Raw genomic sequence first — 18,431 nt, 5'->3', positions numbered from 1 at the left:
CCCGGCCGGCCGCCACCACGGGCGCCGCGAGCGCCACCCCGACCGGCGACCCGGCGGTCTGGACCCGCTCGACACTGCGCAACAAGCTGATGGCCGAGATGGACGCCACCGACCCCGGCGTCGCCCTCGCCGACCTCGACAAGATCACCAAGGAGAAGCCGTACACCGTGCGGTTCTGCCACCCGATCGCGCACGAGCTCGGGCACGCGGCCGTCAAGCGGTTCAACGCCGACTTCCAGAAGGTCATCTCCTTCCCGCACGAGACCTGCGCGGCCGGCTACCTGCACGGCGCCGTCGAGGAGATGCTGAACGCCTCCACCCAGCCCGAGGTGGACCTGCTCAAGCTGTGCGCTCCCAAGAACAGCGGCCCGTGCATCCACGGCGTCGGCCACGGCACGATGTTCGTCGCAAAGCAGGACGTCGCCAAGGCCCGCGACCTGTGCAACAAGTTCACCACCGACCAGAACCGGATCCGCTGCTCCGAGGGCCTGTTCATGCAGCTCTTCGGCCCGGACGAGGAGGACGAGCAGGCCAAGGCGAACCTGCCCGCCGACAAGCTCGCCCAGGACCCGCTCTACCCGTGCAAGGACCAGCCGGCGCTGTTCCAGTCCGCGTGCTACTTCTACGCGCCGACCTTCTACCTCTCCTCGCACGACTACCCGAACCACCCCGAGGTGTACGCCGACGCCCTCAAGTGGTGCCTCAACGGCAAGGCGAGCGGCGGGGCCGTCGACTGCAGCCGGGGCGTCGGCTCGCGGACGATGAAGTACAACCTCGACCGGGAGGACTGGGCCGCCCAGCAGTGCGCGACGGCCGCCGACGGCTGGCAGCGCAAGGCCTGCGCGGAGGGCCTGGTCAGCTACTACACGGTGAACTACACCGACGGCGGCGCGGCCGGACGGCTCTGCGCCAAGATCACCAACAAGGAGATGCAGGGCTACTGCCGCTCCGCGAGCGGGCTCTCCGCCTCGCTCGACTGACAGTCCCGTCCGGCCGTCTCGTCTGGAGGGCCCGCGCCGCACGGCGCGGGCCCTTTCCGTACCATCACCTGATCAGGGTGCGCCGAGGACGCCGCGCCTCCCCCGTAGCACCGGAGCACGCCTGATGGACTTCCGCGCCGCCGCCCACGCCACCGCCGACCTGGTCTCCGACTACCTCGCCGACCTGCCCGAGCGTCCCGTCTGGCAGCCCATGGACGACGCCGCCCGCAGCGCCCTCCTGGACGCCCCGCTGCCCGCCGGCGGCCGCCCGCTCGCCGAGCTCGTCGAGGCCATCGGCCGGGACGTCCTCCCCCACCCCATGGGCAACGGCAGCCCGCGCTTCTTCGGCTGGGTCAACTCCGCCCCCGCCCCCGCCGGCGTCCTCGCCACGCTCGCCGCCTCCGCCATGAACCCCAGCTCCGCCGGCGGCGACCACGCCGACGTCCACCTGGAGCGCGCCGTCGTCCGCTGGATCGCCGAGCTCGTCGGCTTCCCGCACCCGGCCGGCGGCGGCCTGCTCACCTCCGGCACCTCGATGGCCACCATCGTCTGCCTCGCCGCCGCCCGGAACCGCGCCGCCCGCCGCGCCGGGTGGGACGTCCGCGAGGACGGCCTCGCCGGGATGCCCCCGCTGGTCGGCTACGTCACCGGCGAGACGCACTCCTGCGTGCGCAAGGCCGCCGAGCTCCTCGGCCTCGGCACCAAGCACCTGCGCACCGTCGCCACCGGCCCGGACGGCCTCCTCGACCCCGCCGGCCTCCGCGCCGCGATCGAGCGCGACCGCGCCGCCGGACTGCTGCCCTTCCTCGTCGTCGCCTCGGCCGGCACCGTCGGCACCGGCGCCGTCGACGCCTTCGACCCGATCGCCGACCTGTGCGAGGAGCAGGGCCTGTGGCTGCACGTCGACGGCGCGTACGGCGCCTTCGGCGTCCTCGACCCCGCCATCGCCCACCGCTACGCCGGGCTGGAGCGCGCCGACTCGCTCGCCCTCGACCCGCACAAGTGGCTCGGCGTGCCGGTCGACTGCGGCTGCGCGCTGGTCCGCGACACCGACGAGCTGCGCGGCACCTTCAGCCTCGTGCCGTCCTACCTGCGCGACGAGGCGGCGGGCGAGCTCGGCTGGTTCTCCGAGTACGGCACCGAGCAGACCCGCCCGTTCCGCGCGCTCAAGGTGTGGGCCACCATCGCCCACAAGGGCCGCGCCGGCCTCTCCCGCGACATCGCGCGCTGCACCGCCCTGGCCCGCCGGCTCGGCGACCTGATCGACGCGGACGACGAACTGGAGCTGCTGGCCGAGGTGCAGACCTCGATCGTCGCGTTCCGCTACCGCCCCGCCGGGCTGGACGGGGAGGCCCTCGACGCGCTCAACCGGGACCTGCCCGTCGCCGTGCAGCGACGCGGAAAGGTCTTCGTGACCGGCGCCCGCCTGGACGGGACGGAGATGCTGCGCGCCTGCCTGCTGAACCCCGACACGACCGAGGCGGACCTGGAGCTGCTCCTCGCCGAGGTGAAGGCCGCCGCGGCGGACCTGCGGTCGTAACGCACGGAGAGAGACCTTAACCAGCAGGTCACGGAAGGTTCGTGGACGGGAAACACCAGGTGGGGACAGTGGTGTCATGGAGCACCCGGAGCACACCACGACAGCCGTCCGCACCTCCGCAAAGCCCACGCCCTCCCGCACCCACCGCTGGCGCCGCGACACCGTCGAGCTCGCCGCCGTCTTCGTCTCCGTGACGGCGGCCGACCTCGTCGCCAAGGTCGTCATCAAGGGCCACGACGGTCCGGTGCTGCTCGCCGCCTCGGCGGTGGCGCTGATCGCCACGACGCTGTTCCACTCGTGGTGGTCCCACCGCCACCACCTGCACGCGCCCCCGGCGCCGGCGCCCGCCCCCGACCCCGGCGCCACCACCCTGTGGCGGGTCCGCACCACCGTCCAGGACTCCCCCGCAGGCCTGGCCCGCGTGTGCACCGCCTTCGCCGAACAGCAGATCGCCATCGTCTCGATGCAGTCCCACCCCCTCCCCCGGGGCACCGTCGACGAGTTCTTCCTCCGCGCCCCGCACGCCCTCACCAGCACCGACCTGGCCACCCTCGTCACGACCGGCGGCCACGACCTCCTCGACACCCCGACCCGCCTCGCCTGAGCGCGCGACATCCCGCCGGGGCCGCCCGACCGCAGCTCGGGCGGGGGGCGGCCCGGGGGGCGGTGGGACGGTCAGCCGTTGTCGGGCTGGACGACGCAGACGGCGCTGCCGAGCATCGAGCCGAAGCCGCCGAGGAGGGAGCCGGTCACGGACCTGCAGGCGGCGGCCTCCTGCGGGGTCTTGGGGCCGTGGTTGTTGCTGTCGGCGGCTGCCGACTGGGCGAGGGCCGACGGGGCGGCGAGGAGCAGGGCGCAGCAGGCGAGTGCGGTCTTCTTGGCGAGCACGGGGAAGCCCCTTCGGGTCGAGGTGGGATCGGCGCAGAGCCGAGCCATCCCTATCCGAAGGGGCCAGCGGGCTCACGGATTCTGGGCCATCCGTGAGCGTGTCCGCGTCAGTCCTCTCAGTCCTCCCGGGCTTCCCAGTCCTCTCAGTCCTCACCGGCCATCCGCTCCAGGGCCCGGATCGCGGCGACGAGTTCGACGACGCCGTGCTCCTTGAGGACGCCGTAGTGGTCGCCGGCGAGGTCGACGACGGTGGGCGGGGTGGCGGAGTAGCCGGAGCTGCCCTCGATGAAGGAGTAGTCGTCGCCGGAGGCCTTGAAGATGGTCACCGGCGCGTCCAGCCGGCGCTCGGCGAGTTCGCGGAAGCTGTACTCGAACTCGTAGGTCTCGCCGACGATCCGGGTGATGCGGCGGATCAACTCCTCGTCCAGCGCGGGCAGCAGCCGGTGGACGGAGGCGACGAAGGCGTCCTCGTCGGTGCTCTCGGCGAGGCAGCGCTCCAGGTCGGGGCCGCTGATCGCGCCGGCGAACACCGAGAAGAGGATGGTCACGTACGCCGGGTTGGCGTACGAGGACTCGCGGCCCCACTGCCGTCCGTCGGCCTGGCGCACCTTCGGGTTGCCGGGGCAGATGAGCAGCAGGTTCTCGACCCGCTGACCGGCCTGCTCCAGCTGCCAGGCGGCCTCGAAGGCGACGCGGGCGCCGAAGGAGTAGCCCCACAGCGTGTACGGGCCCTCGGGCTGGAGGCGGCGCAGTTCGGCGACGTCGGCGGCGGCCATCTCGCGGATGGTCGGGTACGGCGTCTCGCCCGGGTTGATGCCGTGTGCCTGGATGCCGTAGAAGGCGCGTCCGTCGCTCGCCTCGCGGCCGAGCAGGCGCAGGTTCATCGGGTAGCCGCCGAGGCCGGGCCAGCAGAACACCGGGCGTTCGGGGGCGCCGGGGTGCAGCGGGATGAGCCGCGAGGAGGCCTCCGCTGTGGCACCGGACGTCGCGTCGGCGATGCGGGCGGCGAGGTCGGCGAGCTTGGGGCACTCGAAGACGACCTGGAGCGGCAGGGCGGTGCCGAACTCGCGGTTGATCCGGTTGACCAGGGCGACGGCGATCAGCGAGTTGCCGCCGGCGGCGAAGAACTCGTCCGCTGCAGATACATGGTCGTACTTGAGCGCCTCACCCCAGGCCTCGGCGAGCCGGCGCTCGTGCGGGGTGGCCGGGGCGACGTACTCGCTGCGGACGTCGGCCTCGCGGACGGTGTCCGAGGCGGCGAGCGCCTTGAGGTCGACCTTGCCGTTGGCGGTCAGCGGCAGGGCGTCCAGCACGAGGACGCGGTTGGGGAGCATGTAGTCGGGCAGGAGGTTGGCGAGCTCGTCCTTGATGATCTCGGCCGGTCCCTTCATGTGGACGGTGTCCTCGTGCATGCCCTCGCTGGCGATCTGCTCCTCGCTGACCTTGCCGCCGAGGAAGAAGTACGACGGGCCGGTGGCGATGCCGGCGGCGGCGAGGATCTCGTCGAACCGGCGCGAAGCGGGCAGCGGGTGGCCGGACTTGGAGCTGTAGCCGGAGGACATGAAGCCGAACGACAGGCCGTTGCGCTGGAGGTGGTGCAGCTTGGTGCCGAGGGCGATGTACTGCAGCCACTCCTCGCCGGACCGGCCGACGGCGGTGATGCCGAACGACGAGCGGGCGTAGACGGCCTGGTTGATCGCGATGACGTGGCGCGACTGCACGACGTCGTCGGAGACGCGGGTCAGCTCGCCGTCGGCGTGGCGGTACAGGCCGGCCGGCAGGCCCTCGACCCGGTCGTCGTGGGCCTGGACGTACACCTCGGTGGGGTCGGCCTGCGGGGTGCCGTCGCCGCGCACGACGGCGAAGCTGCCCAGGTAGTGGTCCTCGTCGGCGACGTCCAACCGGTCCTTGACGGCCGGGTGGAAGCCGAGCGGGCGGACGTCGAGACCGTACTCGGGCAGCACCTCCTCGAAGACGCCCAGCATGTGGCCGGTCTCGAACTCCAGCACCTCGCGGATGTTGTTGGTGTACACGGGCGCGATGGCGCCGGTCTTGCCGGCGAAGTGCAGCGTCAGGTACGCGGCCTCACGCTGCTCCGCATCGCCGATGCGTATGAGGCTGTGCTCGACGGGGTGGTAGTAGTACAGGCCGGCCGCGAGCCCGTCGAGGCCGCCGGTCTCCAGGTAGAGCTGGGTCGCGTACAGCGCGCCGGGCGAGGCGTAGGCGTACTTGGGCAGCAGCCGCTCCTCACTGTGGAACTGGCCGAACCACCGCAGGATGCGGCCGAGTTCGGGCATGCTCAGCAGGTCCAGGCCGCGCCCGAAGGCGCCCGCGGGGCGCGGGGCGAGCAGCGCGGTGAGGTCGTCGCGGGTGACGGGGCCGCTCTCGTAGAAGCGGTAGGTCTTGCGGGCGAAGACCTCGCGGCGCTGGGCGGCCGTCCCGCGGCGGCCGGGCAGTTCGACGTGCGGGCGGCCGGCCAGCTGGGCGAGGTCGCGCAGGCCGGGGTCGGAGAGCTGGGCCTTGACCTGGAGGCGGCCGGCCTTGGACTGGTGGTGGCGGCCGTGGTTGCCCTGGTCCATCAGGGCGGCCTCACGCGGGTTCAGCTCGACGCAGGCGACCAGGTTCTGATGGCCGGTGCGCTCGTCGGCGGTGACGAGCGCGGCCGAGCGGCGGACCCAGGTGTGCTCCTCGATCGCGCGGGCGATCTCGTCCAGCTCGACCCGGTAGCCGCGCAGCTTGACCTGGTTGTCGACGCGGCCGGCGAACTGGAGGGTGCCGTCCGGGTTCCAGTGCGCGAGGTCGCCGGTGCGGTAGAGCCGCTCGTGCGGGGCGAACGGTGACGGGACGAAGCGCTCGGCGGTCAGCTCGGGGCGGTGCAGGTAGCCGCGGGCCAGCTGAACGCCGCCGATGTACAGCTCGCCGGCCTCACCGGCGCTCACCGGGGCGAGGTCGCCGTCCAGGACGTAGCACTGGGTGCCGTCGACCGGCCGGCCGATCGGCACCGCCCCGGCGCCGTCGCCGAGCGCGGCCGGGTCGACGACGTGCGCGGTCGCGTTGATCGTGCACTCGGTCGGCCCGTACAGGTTGACCAGGGTCGTCCACGGCAGGGCGGCGGTGAGGTCGCGGGCCAGGCGCAGCGAGAGCGCCTCGCCGCCGGAGAAGATCCTGGTCAGGCTGCGGCAGTCGGTGAAGCCCTCGGTGTCGAGCAGCGCCTGGAGCAGGGTCGGCACGCACTGCAGCGCGGTCACGCCGTGGCGGCGGACGGCGGCGACGAGCGCCTCCGGGTCGCGGTACAGGCCGGGCGTGCCGGCGACGACGCGGGCGCCGACGGCCGGGGCGAGGATCTCCCACTGGGCGGCGTCGAAGCTCATCGGCGTCTTCTGCAGCACGGTGACGGTCTCGTCGAGGTGGCCGGCGGTGCGCATCCAGCGCAGCTGGGAGACGACGGAGCCGTGCTCGATCGCGACGCCCTTGGGGCGGCCGGTGCTGCCGGAGGTGTAGATGACGTAGGCGAGCGACTCCGGCGCCGGGTGGCCGCCGTCGTCCGGACCGGCGGCCGGGGCGTCCGCGAGCGTGACGACCTCGGTGCTGGCGGGCGCCAGCGCGGCGAGGCGCTCGCGCAGGTGGTCCTGGGTGACGACGATCCGGGTGCCGCTGTCCTCGATCATGTAGCGCAGCCGGTCCTCGGGGTACTCGGGCGACAGCGGCAGGTAGCCGGCCCCGGCGTACAGGACGCCCCAGGCGCCGGCGACCAGCTCGGCCGACGGCTCGGCGAACAGCCCGACGGGGGTGTCCGCCCCGGCGCCCAGGCGGCGCAGCCGGGCGGCCAGGCGGCGGGCGTCCTCGCGCAGCCCCAGGAAGGTGAGGACGCGGCCCTCGCCGACGACGGCGACGCCGGCGGGCCGGGTGCGGACCTGGTGGTCGAGCAGGCCGGTGAGCGCGGTGGCGGCGGGGGCGCGGCGGGCGTGCGGCAGGACGGTGGTCGCGGCGGCGGGGACGGACGGGGTGGTACGCATGGGAGAGCCTTCGTTCGTGGACTGACACGCCCCGGCGTCCTGAGGTCGCCAGGAGCGCCGGGCACGTGCTCCACCGTCGGCCGCCCGTTGTCCCGGTCACATGAGGCACCGGTCTGGACCTCTGCCGGATCCATCCCGGTCCGGTCCCGGTCCGGTCTTGGGCTCGTCCCGGGTCCGTCCCGGGCACTCGTGCGTTCACGATCACGTAACCGCGCCGAAGCGCGGTGTCGGTAGCGTCGCCTCCATGACGGCAACGCACACGCGCTTCGAACGGCTCTGGACCCGGTCTTTCGGCTGGTCGGACCGCAGGTGCGCGGTGCCCGAAGCGCCCGGCGGGAGGGTGGCGGTCCTCGACGGTCCGCTCCGGGCCGCCCGGGCGCACCCGGCGGTGATCCGGGCGCACGCCGTGGATGAGGCCTTCCCCGCTCCGCTGCCCCTAGCGGACGCGACCGGGCTGACCGTCCGCGCGGCCGGGCCCGGGGACAAGGCCGAGGCCCGCGCGATGCACGAGCGCTGCTCCCCCGCCTCGCTGCGGCTGCGCTACCACGGGCCGGTGCGCGACTCCGACCGCCACCTGGACCACCTGCTGGACGGCCGGCACGGGCGCAGCCTCGCGGTGACGGCCGCGGACGGGCGGATCGTCGCCCTCGGGCACCTGATGTGGGACGACGGCGAGGCCGAGCTGGCCGTCCTGGTGGAGGACGCCTGGCAGCGGCGCGGGCTCGGCCTGGCCCTGCTGCGCCGGCTGGCCGCGATGGCCCGGCGGGCCGGGATCGGCACCGTGTACGCGGTGACGCACGCCTCGAACGCGGGTCTGATCGCGGCGATGCGGCGGCTGTCCGTGCCGCTGGAGTTCCGGGCCGAGGACGGCACCCTCGTGATCACCGCCGCCCTGGCGGGCGCGGAGCCGGCGCCGCACCACCCGGCCTGCTGATCATTTCTTCACCACATTCTCACCGGGAACCGTCCGGCCCTCCGCCGACGTCCTCCCAGTGGCGGGAGCCCCCTCCGTACACCGCCTTTTCTGACGTCGCGTCAGCGCGCCCACAGCGGGCTCCGAGGGCGCGTCGCAGCAGGCGGCGCGGGGTCCGGATCGTCGAGCCGGATGACGGAGTCGGTAGGCTGGCCCCGTCCCCGCCGCCCGACGGCCCGTTAACCGGACCCCGGGCGGTGTCGCAGCAAGGAGGAACCACTGAGCATGGCAGGCACCGAATCGGAGCCCACAGGCGCGCGCGACGCCTCCCTGCCGGCCCGCGCCAAGATCGCGGTCACCGCCGGCAAGGTCGCGGCCGCCGTGTCGCGCAAGGCCGGTCGCGGCAGCGGCTCGGTGATCGGCGGCAAGGTCGCCCTCAGGCTCGACCCCGACCTCCTCGCCACCCTCGCCGACCACCTCGACGTGGTGCTGGTCAGCGCCACCAACGGCAAGACCACGACCACCCGCCTGATCGCCGAGGCGCTGCGCGCCGCCGGCCCGGTGGTCTCCAACGCCCTCGGCGCCAACATGCCGGCCGGCATCACCTCCGCCCTGGCCGGCGGCTCGGACGCCCGCTTCGGCGTGATCGAGGTCGACGAGAAGTACCTGGCCGGCGTCGCCCGCGACACCCGCCCCAAGGCGATCGCCCTGCTCAACCTCTCCCGCGACCAGCTCGACCGCGCCGCCGAGACCCGGATGATGGCCGAGAAGTGGCGCGAGGGCCTCCAGGACACCGAGGCCGTGGTCGTCGCCAACGCCGACGACCCGCTGGTGACCTGGGCCGCCTCCTCCTGCAAGAAGGTGGTCTGGGTGGCCGCCGGACAGGCCTGGAAGGAGGACGCCTGGTCCTGCCCCGCGTGCGGCGGCGTCATGCAGCGCCCCGGCGACGACTGGTTCTGCCAGGAGTGCGGCTTCCGCCGTCCCAACCCGCACTGGGCCCTCCAGGGCACCCACGTCATCGACCCGCAGCGCGGCGCCTGGCCGATCCAGCTCCAGCTGCCCGGCCGGGCCAACCTGGCCAACGCCACCAGCTCGGCCGCCGTCGCCGCCGTCTTCGGCGTCTCGCCGCAGGTCGCGCTGGAGCGGATGCGCTCGGTGACGGCCGTCGCCGGCCGCTACGACGTCGTCCAGTACCAGGGCCGCGACATCCGGCTGCTGCTCGCCAAGAACCCGGCCGGCTGGCTGGAGACCTTCTCGCTGATCGACGGCCCGCCCGCGCCGGTCATCCTCTCCGTCAACGCCCTCGACGCCGACGGCACCGACACCTCCTGGCTGTGGGACGTCGACTACGAGCGCCTCGCCGGGCACCCGGTCTTCGTGATGGGCCAGCGCAAGCTGGACCTGGCCGTCCGCCTGGAGGTCGCCGGGCTGCAGTTCCACGTGGTCGACACGCTGGAGCAGGCCGTCCGGATGGCCCCGCCCGGCCGGATCGAGGCCATCGCCAACTACACCGCCTTCCAGCAGCTGCGGAAGGTCGTGGCCGGCTGATGCCGCGCCCCCACGCCCCTCTTTTCGTGACGGAAGGCCTTCGAGGATGAGTGAGAGCAGCCTGCGCGTGGTCTGGGTCTACCCGGACCTGCTCAGCACCTACGGCGACCGCGGCAACGCCCTGGTCGTGGAGCGCCGGGCCCGCCAGCGCCATCTCAACGTGACCCGGATCGACGTCCGCTCCGACCAGGCGGTCCCCACCAGCGGGGACATCTACCTGATCGGCGGCGGCGAGGACCGGCCGCAGCGGCTGGCCGCCGAGCGGCTGCGCGCCGACAGCGGCCTGGTGCGGGCCGCCGAGAACGGCGCGATCATCTTCGGCGTCTGCGCCGGCTTCCAGATCATGGGCCACGAGTTCGTCAACGACCTCGGCGAGCGCGAGCCGGGCCTCGGCCTGCTCGACGTCTGGACCACCCGCGGCGAGGGCGCCCGGTGCGTCGGCGACGTGCTCGCCGACGTCGACCCGCGGCTCGGCCTGCCGCAGCTGACCGGCTTCGAGAACCACCAGGGCGTCACCCACCTCGGCCAGGGCGTCCAGCCCTTCGCCACCGTCACCGTGGGCCGGGGCAACGGCACCGGCGACGGCACCGAGGGCGCCTGGCGGGACACCGTCTTCGGCACCTACCTGCACGGCCCGGTGCTGGCCCGCAACCCCGCGGTCGCGGACATGCTGATCAAGCTGGCACTGGACGTCAACGCCCTGCCGCCGGCCGACACCACCTGGTACGACGCGCTGCGCGCCGAGCGCATCGCCGCCACGACGCGCCCCCAGTAGTAAGCCCCGTACGCCCCGTACGCCCCGGCCGGGTGCCCGCGATGCGGTCACCCGGTCCACGGGCGGCCCGGAACGTACGACAATGGGGGCTGCCGGCTGCACACCCTCCTCGGCAGCAGGCTGCACTTCCACGCGGGGGCGCCGACGGCGCCGCTCCCGCGTCGGCTCCTGCCCGGCCGGACCAGGGGTCGTATGCTCGACATCGCGGCCGTTTTCGGGCGTTGTGCCCGATTCGGCCGATCCTTCACCCCACGGTCAGCCCCACGTCGTCCCGGCGCGGGACCGCACCGCCACGGTGACGGCTCGTCGTCCCAGCCTGTAGTCCGGCCGTTCCTCGGTTCTGCTCGGGAGTTGCAAAGCTAATGCGTATCGGAGTGCTGACCAGCGGCGGTGACTGCCCCGGACTGAACGCGGTGATCCGTTCCGTGGTCCACCGGGGGGTGGTCGACCACGGCGACGAGATCATCGGGTTCGAGGACGGGTGGCGCGGCTTCCTGGAGGGCCACCACCGCCCCCTCACCCTGGACTCGGTGAGCGGCATCCTCGCCCAGGGCGGCACGATCCTCGGCTCCTCCCGGGTGCAGCCGAGCCACCTGCGCGACGGCGTCGAGCGCGCCAAGAAGTACTGCCAGGACCTCGGCCTGGACGCCGTCATCCCGATCGGCGGCGAGGGCACCCTCAAGGCCGCCAAGCTGATGAGCGACGCGGGCCTGCCGATCGTCGGCGTGCCGAAGACGATCGACAACGACATCGCCGCAACCGACGTGACCTTCGGCTTCGACACCGCCGTCTCGGTCGCGACCGAGGCCCTGGACCGGCTGAAGACCACCGCCGAGTCCCACCAGCGGGTCATGGTCGTCGAGGTCATGGGCCGCCACACCGGCTGGATCGCCCTCAACGCGGGCATGGCGGCGGGCGCGCACGCGATCGTCGTCCCCGAGCGGCCGTTCCACATCGAGCAGCTGACCGCCGTCGTGCGCGAACGCTTCGACCGGCAGAAGAAGTTCGCCATCGTGGTCTGCGCCGAGGGCGCCAAGCCCGAGCCCGGCACCATGCACTGGGAGGAGGGCGTCAAGGACATCTACGGCCACGAGCGGTTCACCGGCATCGCGACGCAGCTCTCCCGCGAGCTGGAGCACCGGCTCGGCAAGGAGGCCCGCCCGGTGATCCTCGGCCACACCCAGCGCGGCGGCACCCCGACCGCCTACGACCGGGTGCTCGCCACCCGCTTCGGCTGGCACGCCGTCGAGGCCGTCCACAAGGGCGCGTTCGGGCACATCACGGCGCTGCAGGGCACCAACATCAACCTGGTCCCGCTCGCCGAGGCGGTCGCCGAGCTGAAGACCGTCCCGCAGGAGCGCTACCTGGAGGCCGAGACGGTCCTCTGACCTCTTCCTCTCGCTGCGGAGCCCCCGGTCGTACGGCCGGGGGCTCCCGTGCGTCCGGCGGGCGTTCCTGCGCCGGCCCGGGTTAGCGTGGGACCGCTGGAGGAAGGAGCGCCGCATGGAAATCCTCGCGTACGGGGTGCAGGCCGACGAACGGCCGCTGCTGGAAGAGGCCTTCGCCGGGCGGCACGAGTTGCGCTGCCTGAGCATGTTCCTCAACCGCGACACCGCGCCCCTCGCCGCCGGCTACCCGGCCGTCAGCAGCAGCGTCAACGCCGTCCTGGACGCCGAGACCCTCGCCGTCCTGGCGTCGGGCGGCACCAAGCTGATCGCGCAACGCTCCACCGGCTTCAACAACATCGACCTCGACGCCGCCGCCGACCTCGGCCTGACCGTCGCCCGGGTCTCCCACTACAGCCCGTACGCCGTCGCCGAGCACGCGTGGACGCTCGCGCTCGCCGTGAACCGGCGGATCGTCCGGGCCGCCGGGCGCAGCCGGGAGTTCGACTTCCGCCTGGACGGGCTGCTCGGGCGGGACGTGCACGGGATGACGGTCGGGGTGATCGGCACCGGCAAGATCGGCCAGTGCTTCGCCCGGATCGCCGCCGGGTTCGGCACCGAACTGCTCGGCTGGGACCTCGCGCCGAACCCGGCCTGCCTCGAACTCGGCATGACCTACACGGAGTTGCCCGAACTCCTGGCCCGCGCCGACCTGGTGAGCCTGCACGTGCCGCTCCTCCCGGCGACCCACCACCTGATCGACGCGGCGGCGCTGGCGCGGATGAAGGACGACGCGATCCTGGTGAACTCCAGCCGCGGCGGGCTGGTGGACAGCGCGGCCCTGGTCGAGACGCTTCGCGCGGGCCGGCTGTCGGGCGTGGGCCTGGACGTGTACGAGGAGGAGACCGGCGTCTTCTTCACCGACCGCTCCATCCAGGGCATCACCGACGACGTCCTGGCCCGCCTGGTGACCTTCCCCCAGGTGGTGGTGACCTCCCACCAGGCGTACTTCACGCGCACGGCGGTCGGCCAGATCATCGAGGCGACGGCCCGCAACGTCGACGACTTCGCGGCGGGCCGGACCAACGAGAACACGCTGGTCCCGCGCGCCTGACGTGGGTCAGCGTGCGCCCACGCGGTGGACCGGGCGTGGTTGCGGCCGGCCGGTCGGCGCGGTGTCCGTGCGGCGCAGCCAGGCCACGAACGCGGTGACGAAGAGCGCCTCCACGATCAGGGAGAGCGGTCCGTACGGGAGCTCCCACCCGTCCTCGTGGTAGCCGGGCAGGCCGACGGTGCGGGACAGCAGGAACCCGGCGATCATCGCGGCGCTGGTCGACGACCCGATCAGCCAGGCGGCCGTCCGCCGCCGGTGCACCACCAGGCCGGCGGCGACGCCCAGCATCACCAGGCTCCCGGCGAGGAAGAGGACACCGATGTAGAGCTGCTCCTCCAGGTGCGAGGGGACGAGGATCAGGTGGATCACGGCGTTGGCCACGGCGCAGACCGCCGCAACGCCCAGCAGTACGGTCCGGATCACGCGGGAAGTCATGACCGCTCCAGGGGTAGCGCGGCGGCCCTCGACCGCCGCTCCGCTCTGTCGCTCGCGAGCACGTGCGCCCTCAAGTACGGACGGCGGGCCCCGCCCGTTCAGCGACCGGGCGAGAACGCGCTCAGGCCGGCGGGCGGGAATTGACCGAAAACGACCGTCTGCATGTAAAGGAATGGACAACAGTCCGTCAGATCTTGTTCACTACCGATCAATCGGTAAGGCTGGGCTCGCAACCACCTATCTATACGGACGATATGGATACGGAGAGCCCATGCCCCACGCCACCGGAGCGGCTGCCGCTTCCCAGCGGCAGCAGATTCGTCGCACCAGGCGCCTCATCCACTACCTGACCGCCGGGGCGGTGCTGTTATCGGCCGCCGTACTCGGCACCCAGGCGATCGCGGCCGCGCCGCCGGACGTGCCGGCCAAGCCGCCGACGACGGCCGAGCAGGAGAAGGGGATGCGGGCCGGCGAGCCGTTCCGCGATCCTGCGACGGCGGACGCGACGGGTGGCGACCAGAACCTCACCGTGACGCTCGAGGCCGGTCTGAGCCGGTTCGACGTGTCCGGGCGGCAGGTGTCGGGCCAGGCCTACAGCGGCGGCACGGTGGTCGCCCCGACGCTGCGGGTCTCCCCCGGGTCGACCGTCACCGTCAAGCTCGTCAACCGGCTGCCGGTCGCCACCAACCTGCACTTCCACGGCATGCACGTCTCGCCGACCGACGACTCCGACAACTCCTTCAGCTGCGTCTCCCCCGGCGCCGCCATCACCTACCGGCTCGCGATCCCGGCCGACCACCCCCAGGGCACCTTCTGGTACCACAGCCACGCCATGGGCACCGTGTGTTCCGCCGACGGCGGCCACAACATGGCCGACATGGCCTTCACCCCCGGCCAGACCCAGAACCAGATCTTCGCCGGCCTCTCCGGCGCCATGATCGTCGGCGACAACCGCACCCTGCTGCCGGCCGGCCTGCGCGGCGCCACCGCGCACACCTTCGTCCTCAAGGACGCCCAGATCGACGCCGCCGGACGCATCGTGCAGAACACGATCAGCCCGTCCAACCCCACCGTGCGGCTCGTCAACGGTCAGCTGCGGCCCACGCTGGCGCTGCGGCCGAACGAGACGCAGCTGTGGCGGCTGGTCAACGCCGGTGCCGACATCACCTACCAGCTCCGGCTCGACGGCCAGCGGTTCACCGTCGTCGGCGAGGACGGCATCCCGGTCGCGAAGGTGAGCAGCCGCGACACCCTCCTGCTGCCGCCGGGCAAGCGCTTCGACGTCCTCGTCACCGCCGGCGCCAGCCCCGGGCAGACCGTGCTGCGCACGACGACGTTCACCAACGGCCCGCAGGGCGACACCTACCCGGACACGGAGCTGGTCACGGTCAAGGTCGACGGCCGGGCCGTCACCCGCCAGCCGGACGTCTCCGGCGCCGTCCCCACCGCCCCGGCCGACCTCGCCGCGGCGGACGTCGCCGGCCGCCGGACGGTCGACCTCTCCGAGGCCCAGGAGGGCGACTCCTTCTACTTCCTCATCAACGGGCGGAAGTTCGCGGCGGACACCCCCGCCTTCGACACCCCGGCCCGGCTCGGGACCGTCGAGGAGTGGACGATCGTCAACCACACTGAGGAGAACCACCCGTTCCACCTCCACACCAACGCCTTCCAGGTGGTGTCCGTCAACGGGGTGGCGCAGCCCTACACCCACCGCGAGGACACCGCGACGGTGCCGGCCTCGTCCGGCGGGGTGCCGGGGAAGATCGTGATCCGGATCCCGTTCGCCGACTACCCGGGCAAGTGGATGTTCCACTGCCACATCGCGGCCCACGAGGACCTCGGGATGATGAGCTACCTGAACGTCGCGCGCTGAGGCCCGTCCGTAAGCCCGCCGAATACGACCGCCGCCCGGCACGTGGGGTGCTCCACGTGCCGGGCGGTTTCGCCGTCCCCCGTTCGGCAGTCCGGTCCGTGCCGACGGATCGTCAGGCCTTCTGCGGGTCCGCCAGGTCCAGGGACGGGGCCGCTGCCTCGCCGCCGCCCTCCCCGCCTTCTCCGCCCTCCCCGCCGGAGCCGGTGGGCACCGTGCGGAGCAGGACGAGCGCCAGGAGGACGGCCACGGCGGTGAGCACCGTGCAGATGACGCTCACGTACTGGAGCGCGTGGGTGAAGGACTCCCGGGCGGTGTCCAGGGCCTCGGCGCCGATCTCCTGCGGCAGGCGGGAGACCTCGGCTACGGCGGAGCCGATCGTGTCGCGGATCGCGGACTCCGACTCCGCGGACAGCCCGTCGGCGGAGAGGCCGTCGGCGACCTGCGTGCGGTAGACCGCCGTGCCGACGCTGCCGAGGATCGCGATGCCCGTGCCCAGGCCGATCTCCTGGAGGGTCTCGGAGACCGCGGAGACCGCGCCGGCCCGCTCGGGCGGCGCGGAGGCGATCATCATGTCGGTGCCGAGCGCGATGGTGGGCGCCACACCGAAGTTGAGCAGGGCGAGCGCGACCATCACGGTGACCAGTCCGCTCCCGGCGGTGACCTGCGTCAGCACGCCGAAGCCGACCAGGGCGATCGCGAGGCCGACCGTCATCACGTACGCGGCCCGCATCCGGCTCAGCGCGAGCGGTGCGAGCAGCGAACCGACCACGCCGCCGATGCTCGCGGGCAGGGAGGACAGTCCGGCCTTCATCGGGGACAGCCCCACGACCATCTGCAGGTACTGCGCGACGAACAGCTGCGAACCCGACATCACGAACAGCGCGATCCCCATCGTCGTCAGGGACGCGGTGAAGCTCCGCTCGCGGAACAGCTTCAGCTCGATCAGCGGGTGGCTCAGCCGGCGCTGCCGCACGGCGAACACCGCTCCGGCGGCGAGGCCGAGGAGGAGCGACGCAAGGGGCAGCGGCGTGAATCCGTCGGCGGCCAGCTTCTTGAGGCCGAAGACGGTGGCCAGCAAGGCGAGGATCAGCAGGCCGACGCTCGCGAGGTCGATCCGGCCCGGGTTCGGGTCCCGGTACTCGGGCAGCAGGACCGGGCCGACGACCAGCAGCAGGACCATCGCGGGGACGCCCAGCAGGAAGACCGAGCCCCACCAGAAGTGCTCCAGCAGCACGCCGCCGACCAGCGGGCCGATCGCGCCGCCCACCAGGAAGCAGGCGATCCAGATGCTGAAGGCGAGGGAGCGCTGCTTGGCGTCGAAGAACATGTTGCGGATCAGCGACATCGACGACGGCATGAGCGTCGCCCCCGCGATGCCGAGCAGCGCGCGGCTGAGGATCAGCATCTCGGTGCTGCGGGAGAACGCCGTGAGCAGCGACGCGGCGCCGAAGCCGGCCGCGCCGAGGAGGAGAAGGCGGCGGCGTCCGACGCGGTCGCCCAGGGTGCCGGCGATGATCAGCAGACCGGCTATCAGGAAGCTGTAGATGTCGACGATCCACAGCAGTTGGAGCCCGCTGGGGTGGATGTCGGCGCTCAGGTGCGGCACGGCGAGGTGGAGCACGGTGTTGTCGAGCGTGATGAGCAGCGCGGGTAAGGCGAGGACGCCGAGGGCCGTCCACTCGCGCATTCCGGCCCGCTTCACAGGCGACGGAGATGACGGGGATGACGGGGACGACGGAGATGACGGAGGTGTCGAAGCGGGAGTCATGCGAAGAGCCTATTCACTGACGGCACTTGCCACATCGGCCATGGGTAAAAACAGTGAAAAGTACGACACAAGGTCTCGTCTTTTGGAAAGATCGTGGTGTCATCGGCCGACGTCAATGACGGAGCGTCGGCCAGGCCTTGGAAATGGACAGGGAAGTCAATGGGAATCGACACATCGGCACCGAACCTCCACGGAAAGATCGCCCTGGTCGCTGGGGCGACCCGGGGAGCCGGACGCGGCATCGCCGTCCAGCTCGGCGCGGCGGGCGCAACGGTCTACGTCACCGGCCGCACGACGCGCGAACGGCAGTCCGAGTACCAGCGCTCCGAGACTATCGAGGAGACCGCCGAGCTCGTCACCGCGGCGGGCGGCACCGGCATCGCGGTGCCCACCGACCACCTGGTCCCCGAGCAGGTCCGTGCGCTGGCCGAGCGCATCGACAACGAGCAGGGCGGGCTCGACGTCCTGGTCAACGACGTCTGGGGCGGCGAGAAGCTGTTCACCTTCGACAAGACGGTGTGGGAGGGGGACCTCGACAACGGACTGCGGCTGCTCCGCCTGGGCGTGGAGACCCACGCGGTCACCAGCCACTTCCTGCTGCCGCTGCTCGTGCGCCGGCCGGGCGGGCTCGTGATCGAGATGACCGACGGAACGCTGGCGTACAACCGCGAGCACTACCGCAACTCGTTCTTCTACGACCTGGTCAAGAACAGCGTGCTTCGCATGGCGTTCGCGCTCGCCCACGAACTGAAGCCGCACGGCGGCACGGCGGTGGCGCTCACCCCGGGCTGGATGCGTTCGGAGATGATGCTCGAAACGTTCGGCGTCACCGAGGACACCTGGCGCGACGCGCTGACCACCGAGCCGCACTTCGGCATTTCGGAGAGCACGGCCTACGTCGGCCGCGCCGTCGCCGCGCTGGCCGGCGACGCCGACGTCGCGCGCTGGAACGGCGAGTCGCTCTCCAGCGGGCAACTGGCCCGGGAGTACGGCTTCACCGACCTCGACGGCTCGCAGCCCGACTGCTGGCGGTACATGGTCGAGGTCCAGGAGGCCGGCAAGCCGGCGGACGTCACCGGGTACCGGTAACGGGCACGTCCGCGACTGCCCGGCACCCGTCCTCGCGAAGGGTGCCGGGCAGTCGCGGGGGCCGCGGGGGCGGGGCTGGTTCCCCCCCCCCCGCCCCGCCGCCCGGC

Annotated in this window: 12 protein-coding genes and 2 pseudogenes; 10 read left to right on the top strand and 4 right to left on the bottom strand. The window is 72.6% G+C overall.

Features of this window, described 5'->3' with window-relative positions; translation table 11 throughout:
- From AB0O00_RS13430 to AB0O00_RS13420, 3 genes and pseudogenes are all read left to right on the top strand, one after another.
- Positions 1-980 (top strand): annotated as a pseudogene (locus AB0O00_RS13430) (hypothetical protein); the annotation flags it as partial.
- A 124-nt stretch (positions 981-1,104) separates the two neighbouring features.
- Positions 1,105-2,520, top strand: a complete 1,416-nt coding sequence (locus tag AB0O00_RS13425; RefSeq protein WP_363651236.1) for a pyridoxal-dependent decarboxylase — start codon at positions 1,105-1,107, stop codon at positions 2,518-2,520.
- A gap of 76 nt (positions 2,521-2,596) precedes the next feature.
- Complete coding sequence (locus tag AB0O00_RS13420) at positions 2,597-3,124, top strand: hypothetical protein (protein ID WP_363651234.1); 528 nt, start codon at positions 2,597-2,599, stop codon at positions 3,122-3,124.
- A 71-nt stretch (positions 3,125-3,195) separates the two neighbouring features.
- Here the strand turns inward: AB0O00_RS13420 and AB0O00_RS13415 are convergent, their stop codons facing one another.
- Together AB0O00_RS13415 and AB0O00_RS13410 are read right to left on the bottom strand one after the other, a co-directional pair.
- Positions 3,196-3,408 (bottom strand): hypothetical protein, encoded by a 213-nt coding sequence (locus AB0O00_RS13415; protein WP_363651232.1) that lies wholly within the window; start codon positions 3,406-3,408, stop codon positions 3,196-3,198.
- Positions 3,409-3,551: 143 nt separating this feature from the next.
- On the bottom strand, positions 3,552-7,424 hold the full coding sequence (locus AB0O00_RS13410; RefSeq protein WP_363651230.1) for an amino acid adenylation domain-containing protein: 3,873 nt from the start codon (positions 7,422-7,424) through the stop codon (positions 3,552-3,554).
- A gap of 454 nt (positions 7,425-7,878) precedes the next feature.
- Here AB0O00_RS13410 and AB0O00_RS13405 point away from each other — a divergent pair.
- From AB0O00_RS13405 to AB0O00_RS13385, 5 genes and pseudogenes are all read left to right on the top strand, one after another.
- Positions 7,879-8,358, top strand: a pseudogene (locus tag AB0O00_RS13405) (GNAT family N-acetyltransferase); the annotation flags it as partial.
- Between the two features lie 264 nt (positions 8,359-8,622).
- Positions 8,623-9,885: a MurT ligase domain-containing protein gene (locus AB0O00_RS13400; protein ID WP_363651228.1), complete on the top strand. Its 1,263-nt coding sequence runs from the start codon at positions 8,623-8,625 to the stop codon at positions 9,883-9,885.
- A gap of 46 nt (positions 9,886-9,931) precedes the next feature.
- Positions 9,932-10,660, top strand: a complete 729-nt coding sequence (locus AB0O00_RS13395) for a glutamine amidotransferase (protein ID WP_363651226.1) — start codon at positions 9,932-9,934, stop codon at positions 10,658-10,660.
- A 362-nt stretch (positions 10,661-11,022) separates the two neighbouring features.
- On the top strand, positions 11,023-12,048 hold the full coding sequence (locus AB0O00_RS13390) for a 6-phosphofructokinase (RefSeq protein WP_363651224.1): 1,026 nt from the start codon (positions 11,023-11,025) through the stop codon (positions 12,046-12,048).
- A gap of 115 nt (positions 12,049-12,163) precedes the next feature.
- The gene (locus AB0O00_RS13385; protein ID WP_363651222.1) at positions 12,164-13,159 is read left to right on the top strand and encodes a 2-hydroxyacid dehydrogenase; all 996 of its coding nucleotides are present in this window, start codon (positions 12,164-12,166) and stop codon (positions 13,157-13,159) included.
- A 6-nt stretch (positions 13,160-13,165) separates the two neighbouring features.
- Here AB0O00_RS13385 and AB0O00_RS13380 read toward each other — a convergent pair whose 3' ends face one another.
- On the bottom strand, positions 13,166-13,594 hold the full coding sequence (locus AB0O00_RS13380; RefSeq protein WP_363651220.1) for a hypothetical protein: 429 nt from the start codon (positions 13,592-13,594) through the stop codon (positions 13,166-13,168).
- A gap of 271 nt (positions 13,595-13,865) precedes the next feature.
- Here AB0O00_RS13380 and AB0O00_RS13375 point away from each other — a divergent pair, with 271 nt between their 5' ends.
- Positions 13,866-15,467, top strand: a complete 1,602-nt coding sequence (locus AB0O00_RS13375) for a multicopper oxidase family protein (RefSeq protein WP_363651218.1) — start codon at positions 13,866-13,868, stop codon at positions 15,465-15,467.
- 112 nt (positions 15,468-15,579) lie between these two features.
- Here the strand turns inward: AB0O00_RS13375 and AB0O00_RS13370 are convergent, their stop codons facing one another.
- Positions 15,580-17,154 carry an MFS transporter gene (locus AB0O00_RS13370; RefSeq protein ID WP_363651216.1) on the bottom strand — a complete coding sequence of 525 codons (1,575 nt, stop codon included), beginning with the start codon at positions 17,152-17,154 and terminating at the stop codon, positions 15,580-15,582.
- A 240-nt stretch (positions 17,155-17,394) separates the two neighbouring features.
- Between AB0O00_RS13370 and AB0O00_RS13365 the strand changes: the two genes are divergently transcribed.
- Positions 17,395-18,324 (top strand): SDR family oxidoreductase, encoded by a 930-nt coding sequence (locus AB0O00_RS13365; protein WP_363651215.1) that lies wholly within the window; start codon positions 17,395-17,397, stop codon positions 18,322-18,324.
- The last annotated feature ends 107 nt before the right edge of the window (positions 18,325-18,431 follow it).

The organism is Kitasatospora sp. NPDC093558 (assembly GCF_040683475.1).
In the GTDB taxonomy this organism is placed as follows: domain Bacteria; phylum Actinomycetota; class Actinomycetes; order Streptomycetales; family Streptomycetaceae; genus Kitasatospora.
This window is presented reverse-complemented; position numbering and strand designations above follow the sequence as displayed.